A 25,113-nucleotide genomic window follows, 5' to 3' on the forward strand; every position below is an offset into this window, starting at 1 on the left:
CTCTCGACGGATAACACCGTCGAGAGGCCACTTCCCGTCATGCCGCTGCGGGGGGTCAGAGCAGACCGGCGCTGGTCAGCCACTCCTTGGCGACGACGTTGTCGTCCTTGTGGTCGACGACGACCTGCTTGACGAGGTTGGCCAGTGCCGGGGTGTCGAGCTTGGCCGACACCGCGTTGAGCGTCTCCTTGACCACGTCGGCCTTGTCCGTGCGGACGAGGGGCACGACGTTGTCGGACGGGAAGAGCTGCTTCGGGTCCTCGAGGACGACGAAACCGTTCGCCACGATCGAGGGGTCGGTCGTGAAGATGTTGGCGGCCTTGACCTGGCCGTTCTTCAGGGCGTTGACGGTGGCCTGGCTGTCGAGGGGTCGGAACTCCTTGGGCGTGATGCCGTAGATGTTCTTCAGGCCGACGAGGCCCTGCGCCCGGGTGCGGAACTCCGGCGGCGCGCCGATGGTCAGCTCGGACTCGTGGGCCTTCAGGTCGGGGATCGCCTTGAGGTTCCAGGCCTGGGCCGTCTCCTTGGTGACGGCGAGGGAGTTCTTGTCCTCGGCCGCTGACTTGTCGAGGATCGTGAGCCCCTGCGGGAGCTTGGACTTCAGCAGGTCGTAGATCTTCTGCGGGTCCGTCTCGTTGACGGTCTTGTCGTAGTAGTTCAGCAGCGACCCCGTGTATTCGGGCAGCAGGTCGATCTCACCGCCGGTGATCGCCTTGAGGTAGGTCTCACGGTTGCCGATGTTGAAGTGCCGGCTCACCGTGACGCCCTTGGCCTCGAGGGCCTGCGCGTAGACCTCACCGAGGAGGGTCGACTCCGGGAAGTTCGCCGAGCCGATCGCGACGGAGCCGCCACCGGACCCCGAGGCGCCCCCAGTCGCGCCGCCCGCGGGGGCCGACTGCTGACCGTTGGACAGCGGGTTGCTGCCTCCGCCACATGCCGCGAGCGGCAGGGCGAGGGCCGCCATCGTGATGGCGGCGAACGTGCGCGTGCGGTTCATGGTCGATCTCTTTCCGTGTGGGGCGGTGCCGGGGCGGTTGCCTCGGCGAGGTCGAGCTCCGGCCTGTCGACCGCAGCCGCGTCGGCGCCACGTCGGGCCGACTCGTCAAGGGTGCCAACACGGGGAACACGTCCGGTGATTCCCGGCGAGACCACATACCGCTGGGCGAACGCGAGGACGGCCTCGGCGACGAGTGCGAGCGCGGCCACGAGTACCGCCCCGCCGACCATCTGCGCGGCATCGCGCGCGGCAAGCCCGTCGAGGAGGAAACGGCCCAGGCCGCCGAGGCTGACCGACGCCGCGATCGTCGCGGTGGCGATGACCTGCAGGACCGCGCTGCGCAGGCCGGACAGCACGAGCGGGAGCGCGTTGGGCACCTCCGCCCGCCACAGCACCTGCCACTCGGTCATGCCCATGCCACGGGCCGCGTCGCGCACGGCTGCGTCGACGCTCTCGATGCCGGCGTAGATCCCGGACAGGAGCGGTGGGATGGCGAGCAGGACGAGGACGACGATGCTCGGGATGACGAAGGCGAGGTCGCTCTGGATGAGCGGGCCGACCAGCATCGAGACCGCGAAGAGCAGGCCGAGGCTCGGCACGGCACGGACCGCGTTCGTCCACGTGACGAGCCAGCGGGCGCGCCCCGTGTGGCCGACGTAGAGCCCGATCGGCAGGGAGATGAGAAGCCCGATGAGCACGACGACCCCGGTGTAGCGCAGGTGCTCGTCGATGCGGTTGGCGATGCCGAGGTCGCCCGACCAGTTCGCGGGATCGGTGAGCCAGGCGATGAGGTCGTGGATCATGCGACCGCCCTCACCCACGGGGTCAGCACCCGCTCGACGAGCTGGATGACGAGGTCGAAGAGCAGGGCGAGGACGACGCAGGCGATGATCCCGACCCAGACCTCGGTCGCGAACGACTTGGCATAGCCGTCCGTGAGGAAGTAGCCGAGCTGGTCGACACCGATCAGCGAGGCGACGCTGACGATGCTGACGTTGCTGACCGCGGCGACGCGCAGCCCGGCGGCGAGGACCGGCACGGCCAGCGGCAGGTCCACGGCGACGAAACGAGCCGGGCCGCTGTAGCCCATGGCCACGGCAGCCTGCCGCGTCGAGGGATCGACGGCCCCGAGCGCGTCGGAGACGGTGCGGGTCAGCAGCGCGATCGTGTAGATCGTCATCGCGATGAGGACGTTGACCGGGTTGAGGATGCCGTTGCCGAGGACGACCGGCAGCAGGATGAACAGCGCGAGCGACGGGATCGTGTAGAGCAGCCCCGTCGCTCCGAGCAGCGGCCCGCGTAGCCAGGCGCGACGCTGGGCGAGCCAGCCGAGCGGCAGTGCGAGGAGCAGCCCGATCAGCAGGGGCAGCCCGGCCAGCCACGCGTGTTCGATGGCCCGACCGACGATGTCACCCAGGTGGTCGAGCGCCCAGCTCACGGAGCGTTCTCCTCGTCCAGGCCGTATGCCGCGGTGCCGGCCTGCGCTTGGGACGCGCGCTCGGCATCGCGCTCGCGTTGGATGGCGGAGACGACGTCGGTGGCCAGGACGGTGCCGATGAAGCGGCCATCCGGGTCCGCGACGACCCCCCGGCCGCTCGGTGAGCTGAGCGCGGCGTCGAGGAGCGCACGAAGCGATCCGTTGGCCCGGGCCACGGTGCCGCCCCGGTGGAGCAGGGTTCGGTCGACGGGCCGGTCGACGGCTGCGGTGCGGACCCAGCCGATCGGTGCCTTGTCGTCATCGAGGGCGAGGACCCAGTCATTGCCGACCGACCGGACCTCGTCCGGGGTGGCGCCGAGGGCGATCGTCGCCTCGTCGCGCAGCGGCAGGGCGGGCGCGGCGGCGAAGGCGAGGGCGCGGTAGCCCCGGTCGCGGCCGACGAACTCGGCCACGAAGTCGTCGATGGGGTCGGACAGGAGCTTCTCGGGTGCGTCGAACTGGGCGAGGTGGCCGCCGACCCGAAGCACCGCGACGCGGTCGCCCAGCTTGATCGCCTCGTCGATGTCGTGGGTGACGAAGAGGGTGGTCTTGCCGAGCTCGGCCTGGATGCGGAGGAACTCCTGCTGGAGCTGCTCCCGGACGACGGGGTCGACAGCCGAGAACGGCTCGTCCATGAGCATGACGGGCGGGTCCGCGGCGAGCGCCCGGGCGACTCCGACGCGCTGCTGCTGGCCGCCGGACAGCTGGGCAGGGTAGCGCTTCGCCAGGTCGGGCTCGAGCCCGACGAGCTCGATGAGCTCCATGGCGCGGCTGCGGGCCCTGGCCTTGGTCCAGCCGAGCAGGCGCGGGACCGTCGCGACGTTGTCGACGACGGTGCGGTGCGGGAAGAGCCCGGCGTGCTGGATGACGTAGCCGATGCCCCGCCGCAGCTGCGTGAGGTCCATCGTCGCCGTGTCGACGCCGTCGATGGAGACAGTGCCAGAGGTCGGGGCGATGAGCCGGTTGACCATGCGCAGCGTCGTCGTCTTGCCGCAGCCGGACGGCCCGACGAGGACGCTGATCTGGCCGGTGGCCGCCTCGAGCGTCAGGTGGTCGACGGCGGGCGGGCCACCACCGTAGGTCTTGGTCACGCCGTCGAAGCGGATCATGCGACCTCACGCTACAGACTCCGCCCGACAGAACCCCTCCCAATCCTCCGTCGACCGGTCACTTCTCCTCGATCGAGCGGTCACTCCTCCTCGCTCGACCGGTCACTTCTCCTCGCTCGACCGGGCACCGGGAGCCCAGGTCAGATGTCGTAGATGCCGCCGTCGCTCACGGCGTGCTCGGCGATGGACCGGGCCGGGTCGGGCCAGGGCGGCGTCGCCCCGCCGAGGGAGTCGGCGAGGCCGGCGACGACGACGTCGGTGACGAGTCGGGACCACAGTCGCGCCCGGATGAGCATGGCGTGGTCCGAGCGGGCGACCCGGATCAACGACGCGGCCCGGCCCTCGGCGCGCAGCCTCTCCACGGTCTCCCGAGAGGCCCATAGGGGACAGATCGTGTCGCGGTCGCCATGGATGAGGACGGTGCTGAGGTCGGCCCTCGCGGGCAGGGGGTCGCCGGCCTCGATCCAGGGCGACATGCCGACGAGCAGCCGGACGTCCGGCTCGTCGGCCACGTGGATCGCCGTGCGACCGCCCATGGAGTGTCCGACCAGGGCGATCGGCCGCCCGGGATAGCGGGTGCGCACCTGCCCGAGAGCCCACAGCGCATCGGTGACCGGCGACCGCTCGTCACCGTTCCAGCCGCGCCACCTGAAGCGGAGCCGAGCGACGGCGAGCGGCTCGGGCGTCGCAGCCGCAGCGACAGCGCGACTGATCGGGTAGAGCCGGGCGACGTTGTGCGACCACGGCCGGTTCGCCTGCCGCCCCTCGATGGCGCCCCCGTGCAGGATCAGCGCGACGGCGCCCGCCGAAGCGGGAGCGGCGTCCCAGGCGAGGGAGCTGAGCGGCATACGACCTCTGGTCAGACGTGCGTGCGGTGGAAGTTCTGGAACGAGCGGCTGGCCGTCGGCCCGCGCTGGCCCTGGTAGTGCGAGCCGTACTTGCCTGAGCCATAAGGGTGCTCGGCCGGCGAGCTGAGCCGGAAGAAGCAGAGCTGACCGATCTTCATCCCCGGATAGAGCTTGATCGGCAGGGTGGCGACGTTGGACAGCTCAAGGGTCACGTGCCCGGAGAAGCCGGGGTCGACGAAGCCGGCGGTCGCATGGGTGAGCAGCCCGAGCCGCCCGAGCGAGCTCTTGCCCTCGACCCGCGCCGCGAGGTCGTCCGGCAGCGTCACCGTCTCGAAGGTGGAGGCCAGGACGAACTCCCCCGGGTGCAGGACGAACGCGTCCTCCTCGCCGCCGACCTCGACGAGCCGCGTCAGGTCAGGCTGCTCGGCCGCCGGGTCGATGAACGGGTACTTGTGGTTGTCGAACAGCCGGAAGAACTTGTCCAGCCGGACGTCGACGCTCGACGGCTGGACCATGTCGGGGTCCCACGGCTCGAGCACGACCCGTCCCGAGTCGACCTCCGCGTGGATGTCCTTGTCTGAGAGCAGCACGACCCGAGACTAGTGGAGCGGCCTTGGCGTTCGGTCCTGCATCGCGTCTGCGGTGCCCTAGCGTGACCACATGACGGACGACAGGGTGGTCGCCGCGGGCGACGAGGGCCGGTCCGACCGAGGCGAGGACGGGCTGGCCGACTTCATGCGGCAGTTTCGTCGCTTCGTGCAGACGGCACTGGAGCGGTTCGGCGACACGGAGGGCACCGGGGACGGGCTGACGCAGGCCCTCTCGGGTCACCTCGGCACGGACGCGCGGCGCCTGCCCGTCGTGGCGGAGAACGTCCCGGCCCACCGCGTCGTCGACGCCGACATCGCACTGGCAGCGCTCGTCGAAGCCGACGACGAGGCCCGTCTCATCGGAATCGCGGGCGACATGCGACACCACATGACCCTGGCCGACCTGCTGCAGGTCGGCGGCCCGTGGGGCGGGTCGGTGCGGCTGGGACCGGTCGACTATGCACAGCTGCCGACCGGCCCACGCCCCACCGACCGCCGTCAGGTCGTCTCGTCCGGGGTGCACCTGTTCCGGTGGGACGGGACACCCGTCGTGGTCCGGGTCATGGGGTACGCACCGCAGTTCGGCCGGGAGGAGGCGCTCCTCGAGGTCATCGCCGCCGATCGTGCGGTCGCCGAGTCCCTCATCGACCGGCTGCGGACCCTCATGGACGAGCGCAGCGTCCTGCGCGGGCAGATCATCACGTTCGGCTCGGACCCGTACGGGCGGGGAATGGCGGGGATCACGTTCGTGGAGCGCCCCGCGCTCTCGGCGTCCGACGTCGTGCTGCCCGAGGGGGCCCTCGACCGGATCGGGGCCCACGTCGTCGGGATCGGTGAGCACCGCGAGCGCCTCCGGGCGCACGGTCAGCACCTGAAGCGGGGTGTGCTCCTCTACGGCCCGCCGGGCACGGGCAAGACGCACACGGTGCGCTACCTGCTCAGCTCGACGCCGGGCACCACCGCCGTGCTCCTCAGCGGCGGCGCCCTCGGTCACATCCATGCCGCGGCCAAGGTCGCCCGCGCCCACCAGCCCGCCATCGTCGTCCTCGAGGACGTCGACCTCGTCGCCGAGGACCGGTCGTTCGCGATGGGCCCCCAGCCGCTCCTGTTCGAGGTGCTCGACGCCCTCGACGGCCTCGACGCCGACGCCGACGTCGCCTTCCTGCTCACGACGAACCGCGTCGCCGACCTCGAGCTGGCGCTGTCCCAGCGCCCGGGACGCGTCGACCTCGCCGTCGAGATTCCGCTGCCCGACGAGGCCGGCCGGCTCGCGCTCCTGCAGCTGTATGCCGCTCAGCTCTTCTCGCAGGACGCGCTCGCTCACGCTGCGGCGCGGTCGGAGGGCACGACGGCGTCGTTCGCCAAGGAGCTCGTCCGCCGGGCGGTCCTGCATGCGGCGCTGGCGGGGGATGACCCCTCGGACGCGTCGCTCCGGTCGGCACTCGACGAGCTGCTGTCCGACGCGGAGGTGCTGACCCGCAGCCTGCTCGGGGTCTCGCCGGGTGGACCCGAGTCCGGGGAAGAGGGCGGGTTCGGCGGCTCGGCCGAGGGTGGCTGGGCGGCCCCGGCACCCGCGCCCGCGGTCTACCGGGGCGGCCGGGGTGTCGGGTGGTTCGCCTACGCGCCGCGTCCGGGAGCGGGGCCACGGGGCTGAGCCGCGCCCCAAGGCCACGGCCGAGCGGGACCCAGCTCGGCGGCATACCCCTTGCTCGTGCCTCAGCCGCCGAAGGTCAGGGTGGGCTTGCCCGGCACGTCGACGCGCAGCCGGAAGACCGAACCGGCCGGTGGCTCCGGGTCATCGAGGTTCTCCCGGGAGGTCGTGATGAACAGGTCCCGCCCGTCGGGGCCGCCCAGCGTGCAGGCGGTGACGAGGCGCAGTGGGAGCTGCTCCTCGTGCAGGACCTGCGCATCGGGCGAGTAGCAGCGGACCTTCCCCACCCGGTTGAGCGCGACCCAGACGTTGCCCTCGGAGTCGACGGTGAGCCCGTCCGGTGAGGTGCCTTGGGCCTCGTGGAAGACGCGGCGGTTGGTCAGTTCCTCGTGCTCGACGTCGAAGACGTCGGTGCGTCGGGTCTTCGTGTCGTTGTAGTAGGCGCGGGTGCCGTCGGGCGAGAAGTCGATGCCGTTGGAGGTCGTCACGTGCGGCAGCACGACGGTGACGTCCCCGGTCGGGGTGACGCGGTAGAGGGAGGCGGCCCCCTCGGTGCGGTCGTAGGCCATCGAGCCGCAGTAGAGGTTGCCCCACGGGTCGCAGCCGCCCTCGTTCATCCGGATGCCGGGGTCCTGCCACACCTCGAGCATCGGCTTGGGCGCGTCGTCGGGTGTGTCGGAGAGGGCGAGGCCGCGCTCGGTGCCGACGACGTAGCCGCCGGAGGCGCGGGGCCGGACGAACGCCGCGATCTTGCTGCCCACGTTGAGGCGGTCGACGCTGCCGTCGGCGCGCAGCGTGAGCAGGTCACCGGCGAGCATGTCGACCCAGCGGAGCCCGCCCCACGTGTCGGACCAGACCGGGCCCTCGGCGTGGTAGGCGATCGGGTCGGTGATCTGCTCAAGCTCGCTCATCGACCCATCATGGCCCAGCCGCTGGTCGAGGTCAGTCCCACCAGACGCCGACGTAGTGGTGCCCCTCCGGGATGGCGGGCGCGTCGACGAGCCAGTCGACGGAGGCCGCCGGGCCGCCGCTCGGCTCGGTGCCGGCCTCGCTCGTCAGGGCGTCGACCTCCTCGGGGTGCAGGGTCGTGATGACGGCGGCGCCGCTGGCGAAGGGCCACTCGTCGTCGGGGTAGACGTCGAACTCGAGCGGGTCGAGCTCCACCCGGACGTCGTGGACCTCGGGCCGGTTCCGCAGGGCGAGGAGCACCCGCCGGACGGTGTCGAGGTCGATCTCCTCGTCCCGGTTCGGGCCGATGCACCAGTCGCAGTCGTTGCCGTCGAAGAACTGCTCGAGCGTCACGGCGACCTGGGCACGGCGTCCCCCGCGGGCCTCGACGTGCTCGACGAGCGCCCGTTGCCTGGCGAGGTCCATGGGTGAGATGGGCCCTTTCGTGACGGGGGCGCGGTGTCGGCTACACTGACGCCGCGTGCCGCCTCCGGTCCGGTGGAGCGGCTCCGCGAGCGTAGCTCAATGGTAGAGCGCCAGCTTCCCAAGCTGGATACGCGGGTTCGATTCCCGTCGCTCGCTCCGACACGAAGCCGCAGGTCAGACGATGTCTCCTGGCCTGCGGCTTCTTGCACGCGAGGGCACTCGTATAGTGCGTGTGATCCAGGTGCGCTCACTCGGCAGCATCAGCCTGCTTCTGACCGCGGTTCTGGTGCTCTCGGACCAGTTCATCCAGCCGCTCGACTTCCGCGATCAGCCGGCCGACGGCCTCGTCCAGTGGCGCCAAGTCCGTCTTGATCGTGTCCTCGACAATCTGCACCTCGGTCGCGAAGTAGTGATGGACCAAGTTGTCTCGCGACCGCGCAATCGTGGGCCACGAAATGCCAGGCTCCCGTGCCGTGAGCTCTTCACTGAGACCCTTCACGGCCTCGCCGATTTCGAGAAGTCGCATCCGCACCGCGTCGAACACCACAGCCTCACTGAGAGGCCCCTGCGCGACGTGGGACCGGATAGCCGCAATTGCTTCGGCGATGTCATAGAGCCGGTCGAGGTCCGAACGGCTCATAGGGCAACCAAGTCTCGTTCCACGCCCGGACGGATGCGCGGCTTGAGGCTTCCGCGGGTACCGAGGTCGACCTCAACGCCCAGAACCTCTTCCAACTCGGCCTGAATGCCGGCCAGGTCGAAGAGGCTGGTCCCACGGGGGAACTCGACGAGCAGGTCGAGATCGCTGCCAGGGCGATCGTCTCCACGTGCGACGCTTCCGAAGATATGGGCGTCGGTCACACCGTGGCGGCGCAGCACCTCGCGCAGCTCCTCACGGTGAGCTGCGACGAGTCGGCCTGTGGGGCCACTGAGTGGCGCACGAGCCGGCACGGCAGCCTCAGTCATAGCACCATGGTATCGGCGTTGCATCGCAGCACGGCTAGGCCGGAGTCGGGCACTACACCAACAAAGTGCAGTGCCGGGAACCGGTTGTCCACCCGTCCCGGGTGCACGGTGCGTGCACTCACCGTGCACTCAAGACGGGTCACGAGCGGGTAGCTATGGGTAGACGTGGGCGCCGTGCTGAAGCCGCCTCGCGTACGACCGCCGCCAGCGGCAGGATTCCCAAGTTGGATGCGCGGGTTCGATGCCCGTCGCTCGCTCCACATACAAAGCCGCCGGTCAGGAGACGGTTCTCGACCTGCGGCTTCGTCGTTTGCTCGGCTTGTCCCCGGTCTCGCGCGACGCGCGTGCAACGGCACCGAGCCGCGTCAGTCGAGGACGGTCCGGCCGTCGTCGGTGACGGTCCAACCCGGGTTCCAGGCCACCTCCCACAGGTGCCCGTCCGGGTCGGCTCCGTAGCCGCTGTAGCCGCCCCACTCGGCCTCGACGGCCGGCTTGGTCACCGTCCCACCGGCGGCAGCGAACCGCCGCAACACCTCGTCCACCTCGTCGCGGCTGCGGGTGTTGTACGCGATGGTGATGCCGGCGAACCCGGTCGGCTCGAGGGCGACACCGGCGTCTGCCGCGAGCGCCTCGCGGTCCCAGAGCGCAAGGACCATGCCGGGAAGCTGGTAGAACGCGACGTCGTCGTGGGCGTTGCCGCGCTCCCAGCCCAGCCCCTCCTCGTAGAAACGGCGGGTACCGCCGAGGTCGGACACTCCGAGGGTGATCAGGCTGATGCGCTGCTCCATGCGGTGACGCTATCGCCCACCCCAGACACCGGGGCGGGTCGCATCGACCCGCGGGGTCACATCGACCCGCGTCGCCGCAGGTCCCAGGGCCGACCGTCCGGGTCGTAGAGGAGGCGGTACAGCGGGGTCGCCCAGAGCCGGGTCGCGAGCCCCAGGGCGGGCTCGACCAGCGGGCGGACCCGTCCCGGTGGCCGGGGCCCCACTCCGCCGCCGTCGTGCCACGCCTGCAGCGCGGCGGCCTGGCGCGCGTACGCGTCGAAGTGCTCCTCCATCGGGACCGCCTCGGTCGTGTCGAGGTGCTCTCGGGCCAGCCCCTGGCGCAGGTCCCGGGCATAGTCGGGATGGACGACCGCGGCGGTCAGCTCCGAGTCGTGCGTCCACGAGCGCCGGTTGAAGTTGTCCGAGCCGACGGTGGCCCACGTGTCGTCGATGACGCACACCTTGGCGTGCACGTACACCGGGGTGCCACGGTGGTTCTCGACGCCGTAGACGCCGACGCGGCCGGGCCCCGCACTGTGCAGTTGCCGGAGCAGCCGCACGCGGCTGACGAGATTGGGCGGCTGGCTCACCGCTCCGTCCTCGTCGGGCAGGTGCGGGAGGACCGCGACGAGACGCAGCTCCGGGTTGGCCCGCAGCGCGCCGGCGAGCACCGCTGCCACCTGTTCGGACCAGAGGTACTGGTCCTCGAGGTAGATGAGGCGCTGGGCCCGACCGATCGCCTTGGCGTAGCCGCGGGCGACGCTCCGCTCACCCCGCGGCGCGAAAGGGTACCCACCGAGGCGGTGCCCGTACGTGCGGAGCAGCTGCACGGGATGTGGCCCGGTCGGGGCGGGGTCGGGCAGCTGCGGAGGCAACGGCGTGCGGGACGGCACGTCGTGGCGAAGGCGGTCAGCGACATACCGCACCGGCGAGCGGCTGAGCGCCTGCCGGTCCTCCCACCGCTCGCGGAACACCGTCTCGACGTCGCCGACGGCCGGCCCCGTGATCGCCAGCTGCACGTCGTGCCAGGGCGGTCGAGGCCCGTATGCCGCTGACATCGGCTGCCGCTGCGGGTCCCCTTCGTGGGTGGCGTCGTCGCGCCGGCTGTGGCACAGGTCGATGCCCCCGACGAAGGCGATGTCGCGCTCCGGGCGCCCCGGGTGGCGCAGGACGACGAACTTCTGGTGGTGCGAGCCGCCGACCCGCACGCGCATGTCGAGGAAGCACTCGCCGCCGGCGGCGTTGACCTCCTCGCCGAGGTGCCGGTTCTCTGCGGCGGAGAAGGCGAAGCGGTCCCAGTGCGACCGCCAGACGAGGCCCCGGACGTCGACGCCGCGCCCGGCCGCCGCTGCGAGGAGCTCACCGATCTCGCTGCCCGGCTCGCCGGTCAGCCGCTCGTCCGGGTCGCCGCGCCAGTCGACGAAGAGGATGAGGTCACCCCGGGACATGCGCGAGACGCGCTCCACGAGGGCCGCGAAGTAGGCGCTGCCGTGCACCAGGGGCGTCACGCGGTTGCCCTCGCTCCACGACCGGCCGTCCGGATGGCGCCGGTCGAGGCGGGTGGCGGGGTTGCCGCGCTCCTGCGGGGAGAGAAACCAGTCGGCGGGAGCCCGGCACGCCATCACGCCTCCTCGGTTCGGTCCCGGACCAGTGTGACACCGGCGCTCCGGGGATGGGGGCTCAGATGGGCAGCCGGCGGAAGATCGACCGCGGCGTGACGGCGAGCGCGGCCATCGCGTAGCGCATCGACGCCGGCACCCACACGGTGCGCGAACCCCGGCCCAGGTTGGCGACGATGGCCGCCGCGACGTCCTCGGGCCCGACGGCGAGCGGCGGCGGGCGTCGACCGGCCGTCATCCGGGTCCGCACGAACCCCGGTCGGACGACGAGGATCGACACCCCGCTGCCCGCCAGGGTGTCGCCGAGCGCAGTCGCCAGGGCGTCGACCCCCGCCTTGGTGGCGCCGTAGACGGCAGTGGACCCGCGCGGCCGGACCGCCCCCGCGGAGGAGAGCACGACGATGACGCCATGCCCCTGAGCGCGCATGCGGCGCGTCGCCGCGAGGAGGGTCGTCACGACGGCGGTGCAGTTCACGTCGACAACCTCGGCTGCGGCGAGCGGTGCGGCGCGCACCGAGTCCTCCTCCGGCAGCACGCCCCACGCCAGCAGGGCCACATCGATGTCGCCGCCGTCGAAGGCGACATCGATGACGCCCTCGTGCCCCACCCGGTCGCGCGCGTCGAAGTCGACCAGCTCCACCGCGGGCACCCTGAGCGCCGTGACGCGACCAGCAGCCGCGACACGACCGCGACCCGGGCGTCCGGCGAGGACCACTCGCTCCAGCCGTCCGCCCTCCGCGAGCCGGGCCACCGTCGCACCAGCGATCTCGCTCGTCGCCCCGAGAACGAGCACGGACTGGGCCGCTCCACACGCATCGATCACAGGTGCAACCTCCGGGCCAGGTCCGAGACGAAGACGTGGTCCGGGTCGAGCCGCTCCCGCAGCCGGCGCCATTCGTCCAACCTCGGGTACATCTGCGCGAGCGCCGACGGCGCCAGGCGCGCGTCCTTGGCGAGGTAGACCCGGCCGCCGCCGGCGATCACGGCGGCGTCGACCTCGTCGAGCAGGGCGCCGACGCGGCGGTCCCCGGCGGGCAGGTCCACGGCGAGGGTCCACCCCGGTTGGGGAAACGACAGGGGCGCAGCGCTCCCCGGCCCGAACCGCTTCAGCACGCACAGGAACGTCGGAGCGCGGTGTGCGGCGAACATCGCGATCACCTGCCGGACGACCTCCGGATCGCGAACGGCCAGCTGGTGCTGCACGAAGCCGCGGGCGCCATACAGCCGGTTCCACTCGCCCACGACGTCGAGGGGGTGGAAGAAGGAGCCGAGCGGTTCGAGCGAGCGGCGCGAGCGCGGAGCCGCCCGGTGGTAGGCCTCGTTGAAGAGCCGCACGGTCCGAGGACTGAGCGGCAGGCGGGGAGCCCAGGACGGGACGGCCCACGCCGTTGTGGGCAGGCGACCGCCCCCGTCGTGCTCGCCGGGGCTCGCGGCGTGCTCGCCGGCGGTGACGACACCCCGGCCCAGTCCCCCTCCGCCGGCGAGGCAGTCGACCCAGGCAACGCTGTACCGGTGCGTCCGGTCGGCCTCGGCGAGCGCCTCCATCGTCTCGTCCAGGGATGCGGTGCGGACGGTGTCTACGACCATCCGGTCGGACCGGACGGGGATGAGCCGCAGCGTCGCCGCGACGATGACCCCGGTGAGACCCATGCCGCCCGGGACCGCCCAGAAGAGGTCGTCCTCCGGGGTCAGCGTCCGCAGCTCACCACGGCCGTCGACAAGGACAACAGAGTCCAGATGCGCGCAGATCGACCCGTCACCGTGGTGGTTCTTGCCATGGATGTCGGCTGCGACGGCGCCGCCGACCGTCACCTGACGGGTCCCCGGGGTGACGGGGACGAACCAGCCCTGCGGCAGCACCGTCCGGATCAGCCCGTCCAGGCTCACCCCGGCACCACACGTCACGAGCCCGCTCGTGGGGTCGACCGGCCCGATCTGGTCCAGGCCGCCGGTCTCGAGGACCAGCCCCCCGGCGTTCTGCGCCGCATCTCCGTAGCTGCGGCCCAGCCCGCGGGCGATGACACCCCGGGACGGCTGCCGCTGGATGAGGCACCGCAGGTCGTCCACCGTGGCCGGCACGACGACGTCGGCCACGGTCGGTGCCGTCCGCCCCCACCCGGTGAGCGGTCGCCTCTCGTGCGGCCGCGTGGTGCCGCTCATGTCATCGCCGCGAGCCAGAAGGTGACGGCCCAGACGAGGGCGAGCACCTGAAGGACCCGGTCGCCGACCACGACATGCTCCGGCTCCTGAGCGCGCGCCCGGTCGACGTCGAGCGCGTAGCGCAGCACAGCGAGCACGAACGGCACGACGGACAGAGCGGCATACGTGCTCTCGACCCCCTCGGTGGTGATCCCGAAGGCCCACAGGCAGTACCCCGCGATCGCCACGGCGGCGCTGACCCCGAGCACGAGGCGCAGGTAGCTCTCCGAGTAGGCGCCGAGGCTGCTGCGAGTGCCGCTGGCGGCGCCGGACGTGACGAGCTCGGAGAGCCGCTTGCCGGTGACCATGAACAGCGACCCGAAGCCGGTGACGATGAGGAACCACGTGCTGATGGGGGTGTCGGTCGCCGCCCCGCCAGCGATGGCGCGCAGCAGGAAGCCGCCCGCCACGACGGCCAGCTCAACGACCGGCTCCCGCTTGAGGCCCATCGAGTAGGCGCTCGTCAGGAGGAGGTACGCGACGACGACCCAGCGCAGCGAGCCCGGCCACGCGAGGACGACGGAGGCCACCATGAGGACCGCCGACAGGACCACCGCCTGTGCCGCGCGCACCCGCCCGGAGGCCACCGGCCGGAGCCGCTTGCTCGGGTGCCGGGCGTCGGCGGGCGCGTCGACGACATCGTTGAGACAGTAGGCGCCACTGGCCGCGAGACACAGGGCGACGAAGGCCTGCCCGGTCCGAAGCAGCACCGACTGCTGGAGGAGGGTGCCGGCCGCGATCGGGGCGGCTGCCACGAGCAGGTTGCGCGGCCAGAGCTGCGGCCGCAGGACCTGGAGGAGTGCAACCGTGGTGGAGGGTGCCCCGGCCCGGGCGGACGTCACCATCAGCCGAGCGTCACGTAGAAGAAGTCGCGCTGGTCCGGGCGGAGGAACCGGTCCGCGCGGGAGGGCATAGCCGGCAGCAGCTTCTCCGGGGCGATGGCCCCCGTCCGGCCGGGGACCCAGCGGGCGAAGAAGACCATGCCTGCATGCATGTCGAGCTCCACGGCACGGACCGCCCGAGCGGCGACGAGGGCATTGGTCAGGACGCGGAGGGTCATGTGGTCCCCGGCCACATAGATGAGGTTGCCGTGGGCGTCCACACCGAGTCCGGACCGCCAGGTGAACTGGCGCTGGTTGCCCGGCACTCCCCACGGGCCACTGGCGTTTGCGATGCCCGGCGCCGGTTTGCCGGCTGTCACGATGAGGTGCAGGTTCTGCCGGACCGCGACGACGTCCTGCGACATCGAGACGTCTCGTCCCCATGCCCCGATGCTCACGTGCCCGGCGCGGTCGATCACGACCGACCCCGCGCCCTGCTCGAGGGCATGGGAGTAGCGCCCGCCCTCGTAGAAACCGCCGAGCAGGTCCTGGAAGCGCCAGCCTGAGTTGAAGGTGGCGACCAGGCCCGGGACGTCACGGGGTGCGACCCGGGCATCGCCCGGCCAGCTCGGCCCGCCCGGCTGGGCCGTACCGGGCACGAGGTGGACGGCTGTGTCCGACGCCCGGATCCACGCGACTCCGGCGACGACGCTGGCATGGGCGGGGTCGGGCTGCACGAACGTCGTGTAGAGCGCTGGCACCCCGTTCTTGTCGACCCGACCGGGGACCCACCGACCCTCGCCGGGGACCGCCGTGATCCCGGGCGGGATCGCCATGGGTGTCGGGGCCGGTGCCGCAGTGCGATGGGTCGGCGCAGCCGGGCGGGCGGCCGCTGGCGGCGCGCCGAGCACCGGCAGGTCGGAGCGCGAGGGCGACGCGTTCGTCGGGGCGCTCCGGGTGTACCACCAGTTCTCGATCGCGTCGACCAGCCCGGCGCCACCGTTGTCCCGGACCCACTCGACCGTCCGAACCGTCCACGACGCGTCGCCCGGAGCCGTGAGGGCCTGCCCGTAGGAGACGCCGGCGACGGCGACCGCCACGGCCAGGAGGGCCAGGACGGCCCTGCGGGCGGCGCGGCCGCGCCGCGTCATCACCCGGCGTGTGGCGCGCCGCCGGCGAGCTGGCTGTGGGTCCATGAGCCCTCCACCTGTGGCACAGGAACGCTCGCCTCATGCTCGGCGCCGCCCTTGTGAGCGCCCTGAGCGTTCGGCGTGGACGGCCGATGAGTGCGCGGCCGCCCCCGGGCGATTGGGATCCGCGCCCCCGACTCGGTATGGTTGCGCCGTCTGCGGGTGTAGTTCAGTAGCAGAACATCCTCCTTCCAGGAGGAAGACGTGAGTGCGATTCTTGCCGCCCGCTCGAGTTGAACGCCGACGCGCCTGACCCCTCGGGGCCGGGCGCGTCGGCGTTTCACCCCCTGGGCGCTGCCTCACGAAACGACAACAAATGGCATCAGTGGGGCGAATGGGGCGAAAGGGCGCTACCGTGCTTCACGTCTCTTTCGCACCAGTTTGGGGTCGCTCGTGTTCTCCACCCGCTCTTTCCTAGGCCGTACGTCCGCTGCCCTCCTCCGCGTGGCACTGGCCCTCGCGGGCACGACCGCCGCCATCGCCGCGGCCCCCGCAGCCACCAGCGCCAACCCACCAGACACGACAGCGGCCCCTGCAATCGCTGGTCCTGCCGGCTCTGCCGACCCGGCCGCCGCTACGCCGACGAAGGCCGACACCACGACGAAGCCGGTCCGGGCCAAGGTCGACAAGCACCGCCTCCAGGCGGACCCCAAGCAGGCCGACGCCGCCCAGCTGTCGGGTGCCGACGTGACAGAGGCCAAGCGCGAGGCGAAGGGCCGCGCCGTTCGTGTCGCGTCCGCCTCCGCCGAGGTGGCCCTGCCCAAGCTCGCCGTCGTCGGCGTCAACTGGCGTCAGGGGTCCGCCCCGGGGACCACCGTCCAGTACCGGACGAAGACCGCCACCGGCTGGGGGGCGTGGCAGTTCGTCGACTCCGAGGGCGAGCACCGGCCCGACGGCGCCGAGGCCGCCACGGCCGCGCGCCGCACCTCCGGCGCCCGCGAGTCGTCCGCGCCGATCATCACGACCGGCGCCAAGGACGTTCAGGTCCGTCTCGTCGCCCCCTCCGGCACCGCCCCGGCCGACCCCGAGCTCGTCGTCGTCGACCCGGGCAGCCAGCCCGCCGACGCCACCCCGTCCCCCAGCCCGGCCAGCGCGGTCGCGCAGTCCAGCTCCGCCTCGACCGGCGCTGAGATCACGCCGGCCGCACTGAGCGCCGGTGTCGCCACACAGCCCACGATCTACTCGCGCGCCCAGTGGGGCGCGGACGAGAGCATCCGGGACCAGTCCCAGCCCGACTACGGCGTGGTCCGGGCCGCCTTCGTGCACCACACGGTCGGCACCAACAACTACACCCGCGACCAGGTCCCGGGGATCATCCGGGGCATCTACGCCTACCACGTCAACGGCAACGGCTGGCGCGACATCGGCTACAACTTCCTCGTCGACAAGTTCGGCCGGATCTGGGAGGGCCGCTACGGCGGCATCGACAAGGCCGTCGTCGGTGCGCACACCTACGGCCTCAACTACTACGTGTTCGCCGCGTCGGTCCTCGGCAACTACCAGACCGCCCAGCCGAGCAGCGCGACCATCACGGCCCTCGCCAGGCTGATCGCCTGGAAGGCCTCGATCCACCACTTCGACGTGCAGGGCCGCACGACCATCAACGGCACGACGTACAACAACATCTCGGGACACCGGGACGCCAAGGACAACTACACCGAGTGCCCGGGCCAGTACCTCTACAACAAGCTCGGCGCGATCCGCACCCAGGCGGCCAGCTATGCGCCCGCGGTGGCGCGCATGGCCGGCTCCGACCGCTATGCGACCGCCTCGGCTGTCTCCGCGCAGACCTTCGGCGCCGGCGCCCCGGTGGCGTTCGTCGCGACGGGCACCGACTTCCCCGACGCCCTCGCCGGCGCCGCGGCGGCCGGCTCGCTCGGCGGACCGATCCTGCTCACCCAGCGCACCAGCCTGCCCGCCGCCACGGCCACCGAGCTCCGGCGTCTCAAGCCCCGCAGGATCGTGGTCCTCGGCTCGACCGGAGTGATCTCCGCAGCCGTCGAGTCGACGCTCCGCTCCTACGCGGGCACCGTGCAGCGTCAGGCTGGGTCGGACCGCTACGCCACCGCCGCCGCGGTCTCGCGTGCGACGTTCGGCGCCGGCGCCCCCGTCGCCTACGTCGCAACTGGCACGAACTTCCCCGACGCCCTGGCCGGCAGCCCCGCCGGTGGCGCCAAGAACGGGCCGGTGCTCCTCGTCAAGGGCGGGACGATCCCCGACGCGACGGCCGCTGAGCTGGCCCGGCTGAGGCCGCAACGGATCGTCGTCCTCGGCAGCACGGGCGTCGTCCCGGCGTCGGTGGAGCAAGCGCTGCGTGCCTACTCGACGAACGTGTCGCGTGCGGCGGGTTCCGACCGCTACGGGACGGCCGCCCGCGTCTCCGCCACGACCTTCGGCACCCGGGTCCCGATCGCGTTCGTGGCGACGGGCGCCGACTTCCCGGACGCCCTGGCCGGCGGTCCGGCCGGTGGCTTCCGCGGGGGTCCGATCCTGCTCACCCAGGCGACCAAGGTTCCCCAAGCCACGCTGGACGAGCTGACCCGCCTGAAGCCGGCACGCATCGTCGTCCTCGGCAGCAACGGGGTGGTGAGCGACGCCGTTGCGAAGCGCCTCTGGGCCTACGAGGCGCCGCCCACCAGCTGAGCCCACCCATGAAGGGCCCGGTCCGCTCGGACCGGGCCCTTCGCCTGTCCCGACCAGCCGACGAACTGCGCGGTATGCCGCTGAGCCGGCTCAGCGGCATACCGCGGGCTTCCGCTTGCGATCGTTACTGACGGGTAGCATCATGGAGTTAACTCGTCGGTAACAAGGAAGCTGGTGCAGCGGTGGGCCACTACAAGAGCAACGTGCGTGATCTCGAGTTCAACCTGTTCGAGGTGTTCGGTCGCCAGGAGATGCTGGGGCACGGGATCTACGCGGACATCGACGTCGATGCCGCCAAGGACATCCTTCGAGAGGTGTCGCGTCTCGCCGAGAACGAGCTGGCGGAGAGCCTGCTCGACTCCGACCGCAACCCGCCCACCTTCGACCCCACGAGCCACTCCGTCACGATCCCCGAGTCGTTCAAGAAGTCGTACCGCGCCTACATCGACGCCGGCTGGGGCAACCTCGACACCCCGGCCGAGCTCGGCGGCATGGTCGTGCCGCCGTCGCTGAGGTGGTCCGTCGCAGAGATGGTCTGTGGCGCCAACCCGGCGGTGCACATGTACTCCGCCAGCTACTCCTTCGCGAACCTGCTCTACCACCTCGGCACCGAGGACCAGAAGAAGCTCGCAAAGCACATCGTCGAGCAGGGGTGGCACACGACGATGGTCCTCACCGAGCCGGACGCGGGCTCCGACGTCGGCGCCGGCCGGACCAGGGCCACGCAGCAGCCCGACGGCACGTGGCACCTCGAGGGCGTCAAGCGCTTCATCACCTCGGCCGAGTCCGACATGGTCGACAACGTCGTCCACTTCGTCCTCGCCCGGCCGGAGGGCGCCGGCCCGGGCACCAAGGGCCTGTCGCTCTTCATCGTCCCGAAGTTCCACGTCGACCTCGAGACCGGCGAGCTCGGTGACCGCAACGGCGTCTACGTCACCAACGTCGAGCACAAGATGGGCCTCAAGGTCAGCACCACCTGCGAGGTGACCTTCGGCGAGCACGAGCCTGCCGTCGGCACGCTCCTCGGCGACGTCCACGACGGCATCGCGCAGATGTTCAAGGTCATCGAGAACGCCCGAATGTTCGTCGGCACCAAGGCGATCGCGACTCTCTCGACCGGCTACCTCAACGCCCTCGAGTACGCGAAGCAGCGCGTCCAGGGCGCCGACCTGACCCAGCAGACGGACAAGACGGCACCGCGCGTCACCATCACGCACCACCCCGACGTGCGCCGCTCGCTCATGCTTCAGAAGGCCTACGCCGAGGGCCTGCGCGCCCTCGTCGTCTACACGGCCGCGCAGCAGGACGTCGTCGCCCAGGCGCAGGGTGGCAACCCGGCCGCTCCGCTCGAGAAGGGCTCCGACGCCGAGCTCGCGGCGAAGGTCAGCGACCTGCTCCTGCCGATCGTCAAGGGGCTCGGCTCGGAGCGGGCCTGGGTGCTGCTCGGCACGGAGTCGCTGCAGACCCTCGGCGGCTCGGGCTTCCTGCAGGACTACCCGATCGAGCAGTACGTCCGCGACGCGAAGATCGACACCCTCTACGAGGGCACGACCGCCATCCAGGGCATGGACTTCTTCTTCCGCAAGATCGTGCGGGACAAGGGCCAGGCGCTGCAGCACGTCGCCGGACAGATCCAGGAGTTCGCCAAGGACCTCGGTGGCTCACTCGACCGTGAGCGCGAGCTGCTCGGCAAGGCGCTCGAGGACGTCCAGGGGATGCTCGGCCACCTCGTCGGCGAACTGATGAGGTCGGACCCGCGGATGGGCGGCGAGGTGTCCAACATCTACAAGGTCGGCCAGAACACGACCCGGTTCCTGCTCTCCGCCGGGGACCTGCTCGTCGGGTGGCTCCTGCTCCGACAGGCCGAGGTCGCCCAGCGCGCCCTCGAGTCCGGCGCGACGGGCAAGGACGGCGACTTCTACACGGGCAAGGTCGCGGCCGCCTCGTTCTACGCGAGGAACGTCCTGCCGAGGCTCGCTGCGGAGCGGGCCGTCGTCGAGGCGACCGACAACGCCCTAATGGAGGTGCCCGAGGCCGCCTTCTGACGGCCACCTCGGGGTCGTTCGCTCGTTCCGGGCAGGATCGGGGCGCGCTCCGATCCTGCTCGCCCGCCCGGTCAGGCGCCCTTGACGTGTGGCCGGGCGGCGCGCAGGAGGAGCAGACCGAGCGCCAGGACGACGAAGCCGACCGCCGGGGTGATGTCGCCGACGAGGAAGAAGGCGGGTCGGTTGCCCAGCAGGTCGACGCCGACGATCGAGACCATCAGGATCCCGAAGAAGACCACGAGCGCTGCGACCCCGGCCAGCGGGTCGGGCCAGTACCGCCGCTCCTGCACCGTCCCGGCGTTCCGGCTCGGCCCGCTGTCGAACCTCGCGAACGTGGCGACGAGGGCGGCCAGGATGACCGCGAGGAGGAGGAACAGCCCGGGCCTGGTCGCCCACCACAACAGCGAGGCCACCGGCGGCTGACCGAGACCGATCGCGCGCCGTCCGAGCTCCACCACCATCAGCGCGGTCAGGTGCCAGAGGAAGGCCGTCATCGCGAAGGGGGCGACCCGCACGACCGCCGCCCACACCGCCGGCCTGACCAGCAGCCGTGCCGCCGGGCCCCGCAGCACCACGGCGAGCCCGATGATCCCCACCCCCTGGGCGAGCAGTGCCACCGTCGGTGGGGCCATGTTGCTGACCGCCTCCCCCGGCAGGCCGACCATCGAGGTGGGGTACGGACCGACGGTGATGAGCACGACCATCACGCCATAGCCCCCGACCAGCATGGCCCAGCCCCGCGACACCGTGAGCATCCCGTCCCGCCACGCGAAGCCGAGCTGGTGCAGGGCCAACCAGACGAGGGCGAAGTTGAGGTTGCCCACGAGCCCCAGCGCGGGCACCGTGAAACGCACCACGTCGACGAGGACGGCCCCGAGCGCGAGGAGCACAGCGGCATACAGCCCGAGCCGTTGGTGCAGGCGGCGCATCGCGGGCGCGCAGGCGCACACCCCGAGGTAGATCCCCACGAACCACAGGAGCTGGGGCACCATGACGAGCGCGTCCCGCGCGAGACGACCGTCCGCGCCGGGCAGCGACGTGAGCCCCGCGGCGTGGGCGACGACGCCGAGGACGACCCAGACGGCGAGGAAGGCGAGCGTCGGCCGCAGCAGTCGCGCCGCGCGACGGCCGAGGAATGCCGCATAGCGGCCCCGACGCGATCCGCCGCGACGGTCGAGCGACTCGAGGGCGTAGGAGTGGGCGACCCCGCCCACGACGAAGAAGAGCGGCATCACCTGCAGCAGCCAGGTGAGCGGCTGCAGGGACGGCACGATGGTCAGGGCGTTGCTGACCGTACCGTCGGGTGTCACGACGACCATGAGCCAGTGGCCGAGGATGACGACGAGGAGCGAGCCCGCTCGCAGCAGGTCGGCGAAGCGGTCGCGGTCTGCCGGCGTGGCGCGCGCGACCGCGTCCGGCGAGGGGTGGGCCGGCTCGGCGAGGGCACTCACCTCACCATGACAGCAGAAACGGCGGCCCGAGCACGTGAGTTTCGGTGCTCAGGCCGCCGCGGGCCCCGAGGTGGTGCTGTTTGTCAGTAGTCGTCCCGCCGCTCGACGACCTCCGGGTCGCGCTCGACGACGCGGTCACGCTCGACCGGGCCACGGTCGCGCTCGACCACGTCGGGGCCGCCCCGGCGCTCCACGACGGTCGTGTGTGCGGTGCGGGTCCGCTGCGCGTTCATGATGAGCGCGAGGATGATGGCCAGCGCACCGGCGGCCATGAGGATGATGCCCACCGTGTTGAGGTTGGTGTTGAGCACGCTCGTGTCGAGGTTCGTGAAGTAGAAGATCGCGCCCAGCACGAGCAGGATGATGCCGAGACCGATACCCATGTTCGTCTCCTTGTCCGGGGCGCGCGGGGCCGCGCGCCTCGGGAACCCTCTACCCGCAGTTGGTCGCTGTCACACGCCCCGCAGGTCGAGGGTCAGACGGGAGTCGCCCGCGGGGTCGATGACGACGGGGATGCCCCAGTCCTGCTGGAAGAGGTGGCAGGCGGCGTGCTCGGGCACCTCACCGGTGACCGGGTCGCCGTCGCAGGCGGCGGCCTGGACGGACACATGGAGGGTGCCCGTTGGTATGCCGCTCACCACCTCGAGCGCCCGACGCAGCCCCCGCGCGCGGCCCGCTCCCGATGCGAGCAGCTCGGGTGGAGAGGCGGATACGTCAAGCATGGTCGGGTCGCCCCAGCGGTCGTCGAGCTTCTGGCCCGGTGGCGGGACGAAGGCCACCTCGAGGTCGACCTGGCCCGGCGGCAAGGTGGTCGGCGGCCGCTGGGTGCGGCGGGAAGGGCCGTCGACGTGCTGCACGTCCTCGGGGAGGGGAACTCGCACGAGCCGGTGCGCCGCCGACTCGACGACGACGAGGCGGACCTCGCCGGTGTCGGGATCCGCTTCGACGACGGCGTCGCTCGGCTCACTGAGGCCCTGGGCCAGCGTCGTGACCTGGCCCGTGGCCGGGTCGTAGCGCCGGATCGCGCCGTTGTACGTGTCACTGATGGCGACGGACCCGTCCGGGAGCTCGGTCACCCCGAGGGGGTGCTGGAGCAGCGCTTGGTCGGCCGGACCGTCGCGGTGGCCGAAGTCGAACAGCCCTGCCCCCACGTGCGACTCGACGACGAGGTCGCCACTGTCGTTGCGGCGCAACGAGCGCAGGGCAGACGTCTCTGAGTCGGCAATCCACGTGCGGCTTCCGTCCCCGGCCGCCGCCAGGCCGGACGGCTGGGCGAACCACGCCTCACCCGCCGGGCCGTCGACGAGCCCCTCGTTGGAGGTGCCGGCGACGACGTCGACGACACCGTCCTCGGGGGTGTCCCCTGGCCGCCAGGCCCACAGTTGGTGGGTGCCGGCCATGGCGATGAGGACCCGGTCCTCGACCCAGGCCAGGTCCCATGGGGTCGACAGCGGCTGGCGGAGGGCCGGCCCACCGCCGCTCCGCTCGCGCAGCTGCTCGCCGGTGCCGGCCAGGACATGGATCGTCCCGTCGGAGAAGCGGATTCCCTTGAGCTGGTGGTTGACCGCGTCGGCGACCACGAGGTCGATACCGAGCCGGTCTCGCAGTGCCGGCGGAGCGAGCAACAGGCCCTGCGGCTCGTTGAAGACGCCCGGACCGCCCCAGCGCGCACGCTCGCTCTCGAGATCGGGCGCGAGGTGGACCACCTGGTGGTTCGCGGTGTCGGAGACGACGAAGGACCCGTCGGGCAGGCTCACTGCCTTGCCCGGGAAGCGCAGCGCCGTGTCTGCCGGGGCGGGCGGCACATACGGGTCGTCGCCGGGCTGGAGCGTGCCCTTGGCCGTGTGTTCCTCGACGAGCTCCCGCACCAGCGCCGCCAGCCCCGGCCCGTGCCCCTCGCCGGACATCGAGGCCGCGATGAACCCCTCGGGGTCGATGACGACGAGGGTCGGCCACGCGCGGGCAGTGTAAGCGCGCCACGTCGCGAGGTCCGGGTCGTCGAGGACCGGGTGGGTCACGGCGTACCGCTCGACAGCGGCCGCGAGCGCATCCGGGTCTGCCTCGTGCTCGAACTTCGGCGAGTGCACCCCGATGATGCTGAGGGCGCCCTCGAACTCCCGCTCCAGCGGTCGGAGCTCGTCGAGGACATGCAGGCAGTTGACGCAGCAGAAGGTCCAGAAGTCGAGGACGGTGATGCGGCCGCGGAGGTCCGTCAAGGTGAGGGGCCGGCCGCCGGTGTTGAGCCAGCCCCGACCGGTGAGCTCGGGCGCCCGGACCCGGGCTCGGGCCCTCGGCGCCGCTTTGACCGTTCGCATCAGAGCCTCCGGTCGGCGAGGACCGGGAAGGCGGTGCGCACCTGGTGGATCGTCGGGATGTCGATCTCGACGCTCAGCACCTCTTCGTCCGGGCCGGCCTGGACCAGGACCGCACCGGAGGCGTCGACGACCTGGGAGTGACCCCCCATCTCGTGCCCGGCGTGGCTACCGGCCGTGTTGCACTGGACGACGGCGCACTGGTCCTCGATCGCCCGGGCCCGGCCGAGCAGGGTCCAGTGCCCGATGCGCGGCTTCGGCCAGGCGGCGGGGATCACGAAGACCTCCGACCCGCGGTCGAGCAGGGCACGGTAGAGCTCGGGGAAACGCAGGTCGTAGCAGGTGGACAGGCCCACTCGGACCGGCTCGCGCCCCGCGACCGGCACGTCCACGGTCACGATGTCGGCACCGGGGTCCATCAGCTTTGGCTCACCCTGGCCGAACCCGAAGCGGTGGATCTTGCGATAGGTCGCCACCAGCCGCCCCTCCGGGGAGAAGACGAGCGAGGTGTTCCAGCAGCCGCGCCCGTCAGCCGTCTGGGGCTGTCCGGACTCGACGATCGACCCGCCGTGCAGGGTGACCCCGGCGTCGCGTGCTGCCGAGGCGAGCGCCTGGGCGATCGGTCCGTCGACCGGCTCCGCACGCTCGGGCCAGTGCCGGTGGTCGAACCCCCCGGCCGGCCAGAGCTCCGGCAGCACGACGAGGTCGTGGCCCCGCTGCCGCCGGACGAGCTCGGTGACCCGAGCCGTGCGCTCGGCCACCGACTCTCCGTCACCGTAGGCGAGCTGGATGACTGCAACTCTCATGGGTCAAGCCTCACATGTGCGACAGGTCGAGGGGTCGCCGGTCCACCCGTCAGGAGGCGGGGCGACGAGCCTGCACCTCGCGGCGCTTGTCGGCGAGCTGCTCGCGCCACTCCGGGTCGGACTGGACCAGGTAGACGAGCCCGCAGTCCTGCGGTCCGGTGGCCCCGGGAAAACACAGCGAGCACGGCTCGCCCACCCGGATCGGGCACCTCGGGGTCGGTGTGGTTCGCGGCATGTCGGGCCTCCTC

At 71.7% G+C, this 25,113-nt stretch carries 24 protein-coding genes and 2 tRNA genes; 5 read left to right on the plus strand and 21 right to left on the minus strand.

The annotated features are described in order from the left end of the window. Window positions 1-55 precede the first annotated feature (55 nt). From N864_RS04180 to dcd, 6 genes are all read right to left on the minus strand, one after another. On the minus strand, window positions 56-997 hold the full coding sequence (locus N864_RS04180) for an ABC transporter substrate-binding protein (protein ID WP_034713860.1): 942 nt from the start codon (window positions 995-997) through the stop codon (window positions 56-58). Further along, a complete protein-coding gene (locus N864_RS04185; RefSeq protein ID WP_081793362.1) occupies window positions 994-1,800 on the minus strand; it encodes an ABC transporter permease in 807 nt (268 codons plus the stop codon). The genes N864_RS04180 and N864_RS04185 overlap by 4 nt, the downstream gene beginning before the upstream one ends. Further along, window positions 1,797-2,435: an ABC transporter permease gene (locus tag N864_RS04190; protein ID WP_034713863.1), complete on the minus strand. Its 639-nt coding sequence runs from the start codon at window positions 2,433-2,435 to the stop codon at window positions 1,797-1,799. Before N864_RS04190 ends, N864_RS04185 begins: the two co-directional genes overlap by 4 nt. Then, window positions 2,432-3,583: an ABC transporter ATP-binding protein gene (locus N864_RS04195; RefSeq protein WP_034713865.1), complete on the minus strand. Its 1,152-nt coding sequence runs from the start codon at window positions 3,581-3,583 to the stop codon at window positions 2,432-2,434. The genes N864_RS04190 and N864_RS04195 overlap by 4 nt, the downstream gene beginning before the upstream one ends. Before the next feature lie 140 nt (window positions 3,584-3,723). After that, entirely contained in the window at window positions 3,724-4,431 is a 708-nt protein-coding gene (locus tag N864_RS04200; protein WP_034713868.1) for an alpha/beta fold hydrolase, read from the minus strand. Window positions 4,432-4,442: 11 nt separating this feature from the next. Continuing rightward, window positions 4,443-5,021 (minus strand): dCTP deaminase, encoded by a 579-nt coding sequence (gene dcd / locus N864_RS04205; protein ID WP_034713870.1) that lies wholly within the window; start codon window positions 5,019-5,021, stop codon window positions 4,443-4,445. A gap of 70 nt (window positions 5,022-5,091) precedes the next feature. Here dcd and N864_RS04210 point away from each other — a divergent pair, with 70 nt between their 5' ends. After that, window positions 5,092-6,675: an AAA family ATPase gene (locus N864_RS04210; RefSeq protein ID WP_081793360.1), complete on the plus strand. Its 1,584-nt coding sequence runs from the start codon at window positions 5,092-5,094 to the stop codon at window positions 6,673-6,675. Window positions 6,676-6,737: 62 nt separating this feature from the next. Here the strand turns inward: N864_RS04210 and N864_RS04215 are convergent, their stop codons facing one another. Both N864_RS04215 and N864_RS04220 read right to left on the minus strand, forming a co-directional pair. Beyond that, entirely contained in the window at window positions 6,738-7,583 is an 846-nt protein-coding gene (locus tag N864_RS04215; RefSeq protein WP_034713872.1) for an SMP-30/gluconolactonase/LRE family protein, read from the minus strand. Between the two features lie 31 nt (window positions 7,584-7,614). Next, on the minus strand, window positions 7,615-8,046 hold the full coding sequence (locus N864_RS04220) for a hypothetical protein (protein ID WP_034713874.1): 432 nt from the start codon (window positions 8,044-8,046) through the stop codon (window positions 7,615-7,617). An 85-nt stretch (window positions 8,047-8,131) separates the two neighbouring features. Here N864_RS04220 and N864_RS04225 point away from each other — a divergent pair. Next, a tRNA-Gly gene (locus tag N864_RS04225) sits at window positions 8,132-8,202 on the plus strand. A gap of 91 nt (window positions 8,203-8,293) precedes the next feature. Here the strand turns inward: N864_RS04225 and N864_RS04230 are convergent. From N864_RS04230 to N864_RS25600, 8 genes are all read right to left on the minus strand, one after another. Continuing rightward, complete coding sequence (locus tag N864_RS04230; protein ID WP_051518177.1) at window positions 8,294-8,686, minus strand: HepT-like ribonuclease domain-containing protein; 393 nt, start codon at window positions 8,684-8,686, stop codon at window positions 8,294-8,296. Beyond that, the gene (locus N864_RS04235; RefSeq protein ID WP_051518178.1) at window positions 8,683-9,012 is read right to left on the minus strand and encodes a nucleotidyltransferase family protein; all 330 of its coding nucleotides are present in this window, start codon (window positions 9,010-9,012) and stop codon (window positions 8,683-8,685) included. Before N864_RS04235 ends, N864_RS04230 begins: the two co-directional genes overlap by 4 nt. A 365-nt stretch (window positions 9,013-9,377) precedes the next feature. After that, on the minus strand, window positions 9,378-9,800 hold the full coding sequence (locus N864_RS04240; RefSeq protein ID WP_034713876.1) for a VOC family protein: 423 nt from the start codon (window positions 9,798-9,800) through the stop codon (window positions 9,378-9,380). Between the two features lie 56 nt (window positions 9,801-9,856). Further along, window positions 9,857-11,401 carry a phospholipase D-like domain-containing protein gene (locus tag N864_RS04245; RefSeq protein WP_034713878.1) on the minus strand — a complete coding sequence of 515 codons (1,545 nt, stop codon included), beginning with the start codon at window positions 11,399-11,401 and terminating at the stop codon, window positions 9,857-9,859. A 58-nt stretch (window positions 11,402-11,459) separates the two neighbouring features. After that, window positions 11,460-12,221: a decaprenylphospho-beta-D-erythro-pentofuranosid-2-ulose 2-reductase gene (locus tag N864_RS04250; protein ID WP_034713880.1), complete on the minus strand. Its 762-nt coding sequence runs from the start codon at window positions 12,219-12,221 to the stop codon at window positions 11,460-11,462. Beyond that, a complete protein-coding gene (locus N864_RS04255; RefSeq protein WP_034713881.1) occupies window positions 12,218-13,558 on the minus strand; it encodes an FAD-binding oxidoreductase in 1,341 nt (446 codons plus the stop codon). Before N864_RS04255 ends, N864_RS04250 begins: the two co-directional genes overlap by 4 nt. Continuing rightward, window positions 13,555-14,442 carry a decaprenyl-phosphate phosphoribosyltransferase gene (locus N864_RS04260; protein ID WP_034713883.1) on the minus strand — a complete coding sequence of 296 codons (888 nt, stop codon included), beginning with the start codon at window positions 14,440-14,442 and terminating at the stop codon, window positions 13,555-13,557. Before N864_RS04260 ends, N864_RS04255 begins: the two co-directional genes overlap by 4 nt. Next, on the minus strand, window positions 14,442-15,614 hold the full coding sequence (locus N864_RS25600; protein ID WP_051518179.1) for a hypothetical protein: 1,173 nt from the start codon (window positions 15,612-15,614) through the stop codon (window positions 14,442-14,444). Before N864_RS25600 ends, N864_RS04260 begins: the two co-directional genes overlap by 1 nt. Window positions 15,615-15,766: 152 nt before the next feature. Here N864_RS25600 and N864_RS04270 point away from each other — a divergent pair. The 3 genes from N864_RS04270 to N864_RS04280 all read left to right on the plus strand — a co-directional run bounded on the left by N864_RS04270 (window position 15,767) and on the right by N864_RS04280 (window position 20,296). Further along, window positions 15,767-15,837, plus strand: a tRNA-Gly gene (locus N864_RS04270). Between the two features lie 215 nt (window positions 15,838-16,052). Beyond that, window positions 16,053-18,251: a cell wall-binding repeat-containing protein gene (locus tag N864_RS23470; RefSeq protein ID WP_051518180.1), complete on the plus strand. Its 2,199-nt coding sequence runs from the start codon at window positions 16,053-16,055 to the stop codon at window positions 18,249-18,251. 182 nt (window positions 18,252-18,433) lie between these two features. Then, the gene (locus N864_RS04280) at window positions 18,434-20,296 is read left to right on the plus strand and encodes an acyl-CoA dehydrogenase (RefSeq protein WP_034713885.1); all 1,863 of its coding nucleotides are present in this window, start codon (window positions 18,434-18,436) and stop codon (window positions 20,294-20,296) included. A gap of 71 nt (window positions 20,297-20,367) precedes the next feature. On the opposite strand, the gene N864_RS04285 is transcribed toward N864_RS04280, so the two are convergent. From N864_RS04285 to N864_RS04305, 5 genes are all read right to left on the minus strand, one after another. Further along, window positions 20,368-21,747, minus strand: a complete 1,380-nt coding sequence (locus N864_RS04285; RefSeq protein ID WP_034713887.1) for an acyltransferase family protein — start codon at window positions 21,745-21,747, stop codon at window positions 20,368-20,370. 83 nt (window positions 21,748-21,830) lie between these two features. Further along, the gene (locus tag N864_RS04290; protein WP_034713889.1) at window positions 21,831-22,130 is read right to left on the minus strand and encodes a DUF6458 family protein; all 300 of its coding nucleotides are present in this window, start codon (window positions 22,128-22,130) and stop codon (window positions 21,831-21,833) included. Window positions 22,131-22,199: 69 nt separating this feature from the next. Then, window positions 22,200-24,062, minus strand: coding sequence for an NHL domain-containing thioredoxin family protein (locus N864_RS04295; protein WP_034713891.1), 1,863 nt, complete (start codon window positions 24,060-24,062; stop codon window positions 22,200-22,202). After that, on the minus strand, window positions 24,062-24,865 hold the full coding sequence (locus N864_RS04300; protein ID WP_034713893.1) for a carbon-nitrogen family hydrolase: 804 nt from the start codon (window positions 24,863-24,865) through the stop codon (window positions 24,062-24,064). The genes N864_RS04295 and N864_RS04300 overlap by 1 nt, the downstream gene beginning before the upstream one ends. Before the next feature lie 49 nt (window positions 24,866-24,914). Then, window positions 24,915-25,100, minus strand: a complete 186-nt coding sequence (locus tag N864_RS04305) for a DUF6767 domain-containing protein (RefSeq protein WP_034713896.1) — start codon at window positions 25,098-25,100, stop codon at window positions 24,915-24,917. Between the last annotated feature and the right edge of the window lie 13 nt (window positions 25,101-25,113).

This window comes from Intrasporangium chromatireducens Q5-1, from assembly GCF_000576575.1.
GTDB classification, from domain to species: domain Bacteria; phylum Actinomycetota; class Actinomycetes; order Actinomycetales; family Dermatophilaceae; genus Intrasporangium_A; species Intrasporangium_A chromatireducens.

Coding starts and splice junctions, on each gene's coding strand:
- N864_RS25600 (WP_051518179.1), bottom strand. CDS start 15,614: ATGGACCCACAGCCAGCTCGCCGGCGGCGCGCCACACGCCGGGTGATG.
- N864_RS04260 (WP_034713883.1), bottom strand. CDS start 14,442: ATGGTGACGTCCGCCCGGGCCGGGGCACCCTCCACCACGGTTGCACTC.
- N864_RS04230 (WP_051518177.1), bottom strand. CDS start 8,686: ATGAGCCGTTCGGACCTCGACCGGCTCTATGACATCGCCGAAGCAATT.
- N864_RS04210 (WP_081793360.1), top strand. CDS start 5,092: ATGACGGACGACAGGGTGGTCGCCGCGGGCGACGAGGGCCGGTCCGAC.
- N864_RS04220 (WP_034713874.1), bottom strand. CDS start 8,046: ATGGACCTCGCCAGGCAACGGGCGCTCGTCGAGCACGTCGAGGCCCGC.
- N864_RS04240 (WP_034713876.1), bottom strand. CDS start 9,800: ATGGAGCAGCGCATCAGCCTGATCACCCTCGGAGTGTCCGACCTCGGC.
- N864_RS04200 (WP_034713868.1), bottom strand. CDS start 4,431: ATGCCGCTCAGCTCCCTCGCCTGGGACGCCGCTCCCGCTTCGGCGGGC.
- N864_RS04290 (WP_034713889.1), bottom strand. CDS start 22,130: ATGGGTATCGGTCTCGGCATCATCCTGCTCGTGCTGGGCGCGATCTTC.
- N864_RS04215 (WP_034713872.1), bottom strand. CDS start 7,583: ATGAGCGAGCTTGAGCAGATCACCGACCCGATCGCCTACCACGCCGAG.
- N864_RS04305 (WP_034713896.1), bottom strand. CDS start 25,100: ATGCCGCGAACCACACCGACCCCGAGGTGCCCGATCCGGGTGGGCGAG.
- N864_RS04180 (WP_034713860.1), bottom strand. CDS start 997: ATGAACCGCACGCGCACGTTCGCCGCCATCACGATGGCGGCCCTCGCC.
- N864_RS04185 (WP_081793362.1), bottom strand. CDS start 1,800: ATGATCCACGACCTCATCGCCTGGCTCACCGATCCCGCGAACTGGTCG.
- N864_RS04195 (WP_034713865.1), bottom strand. CDS start 3,583: ATGATCCGCTTCGACGGCGTGACCAAGACCTACGGTGGTGGCCCGCCC.
- N864_RS04300 (WP_034713893.1), bottom strand. CDS start 24,865: ATGAGAGTTGCAGTCATCCAGCTCGCCTACGGTGACGGAGAGTCGGTG.
- N864_RS04245 (WP_034713878.1), bottom strand. CDS start 11,401: ATGGCGTGCCGGGCTCCCGCCGACTGGTTTCTCTCCCCGCAGGAGCGC.
- N864_RS04255 (WP_034713881.1), bottom strand. CDS start 13,558: ATGAGCGGCACCACGCGGCCGCACGAGAGGCGACCGCTCACCGGGTGG.
- N864_RS04295 (WP_034713891.1), bottom strand. CDS start 24,062: ATGCGAACGGTCAAAGCGGCGCCGAGGGCCCGAGCCCGGGTCCGGGCG.
- N864_RS04235 (WP_051518178.1), bottom strand. CDS start 9,012: ATGACTGAGGCTGCCGTGCCGGCTCGTGCGCCACTCAGTGGCCCCACA.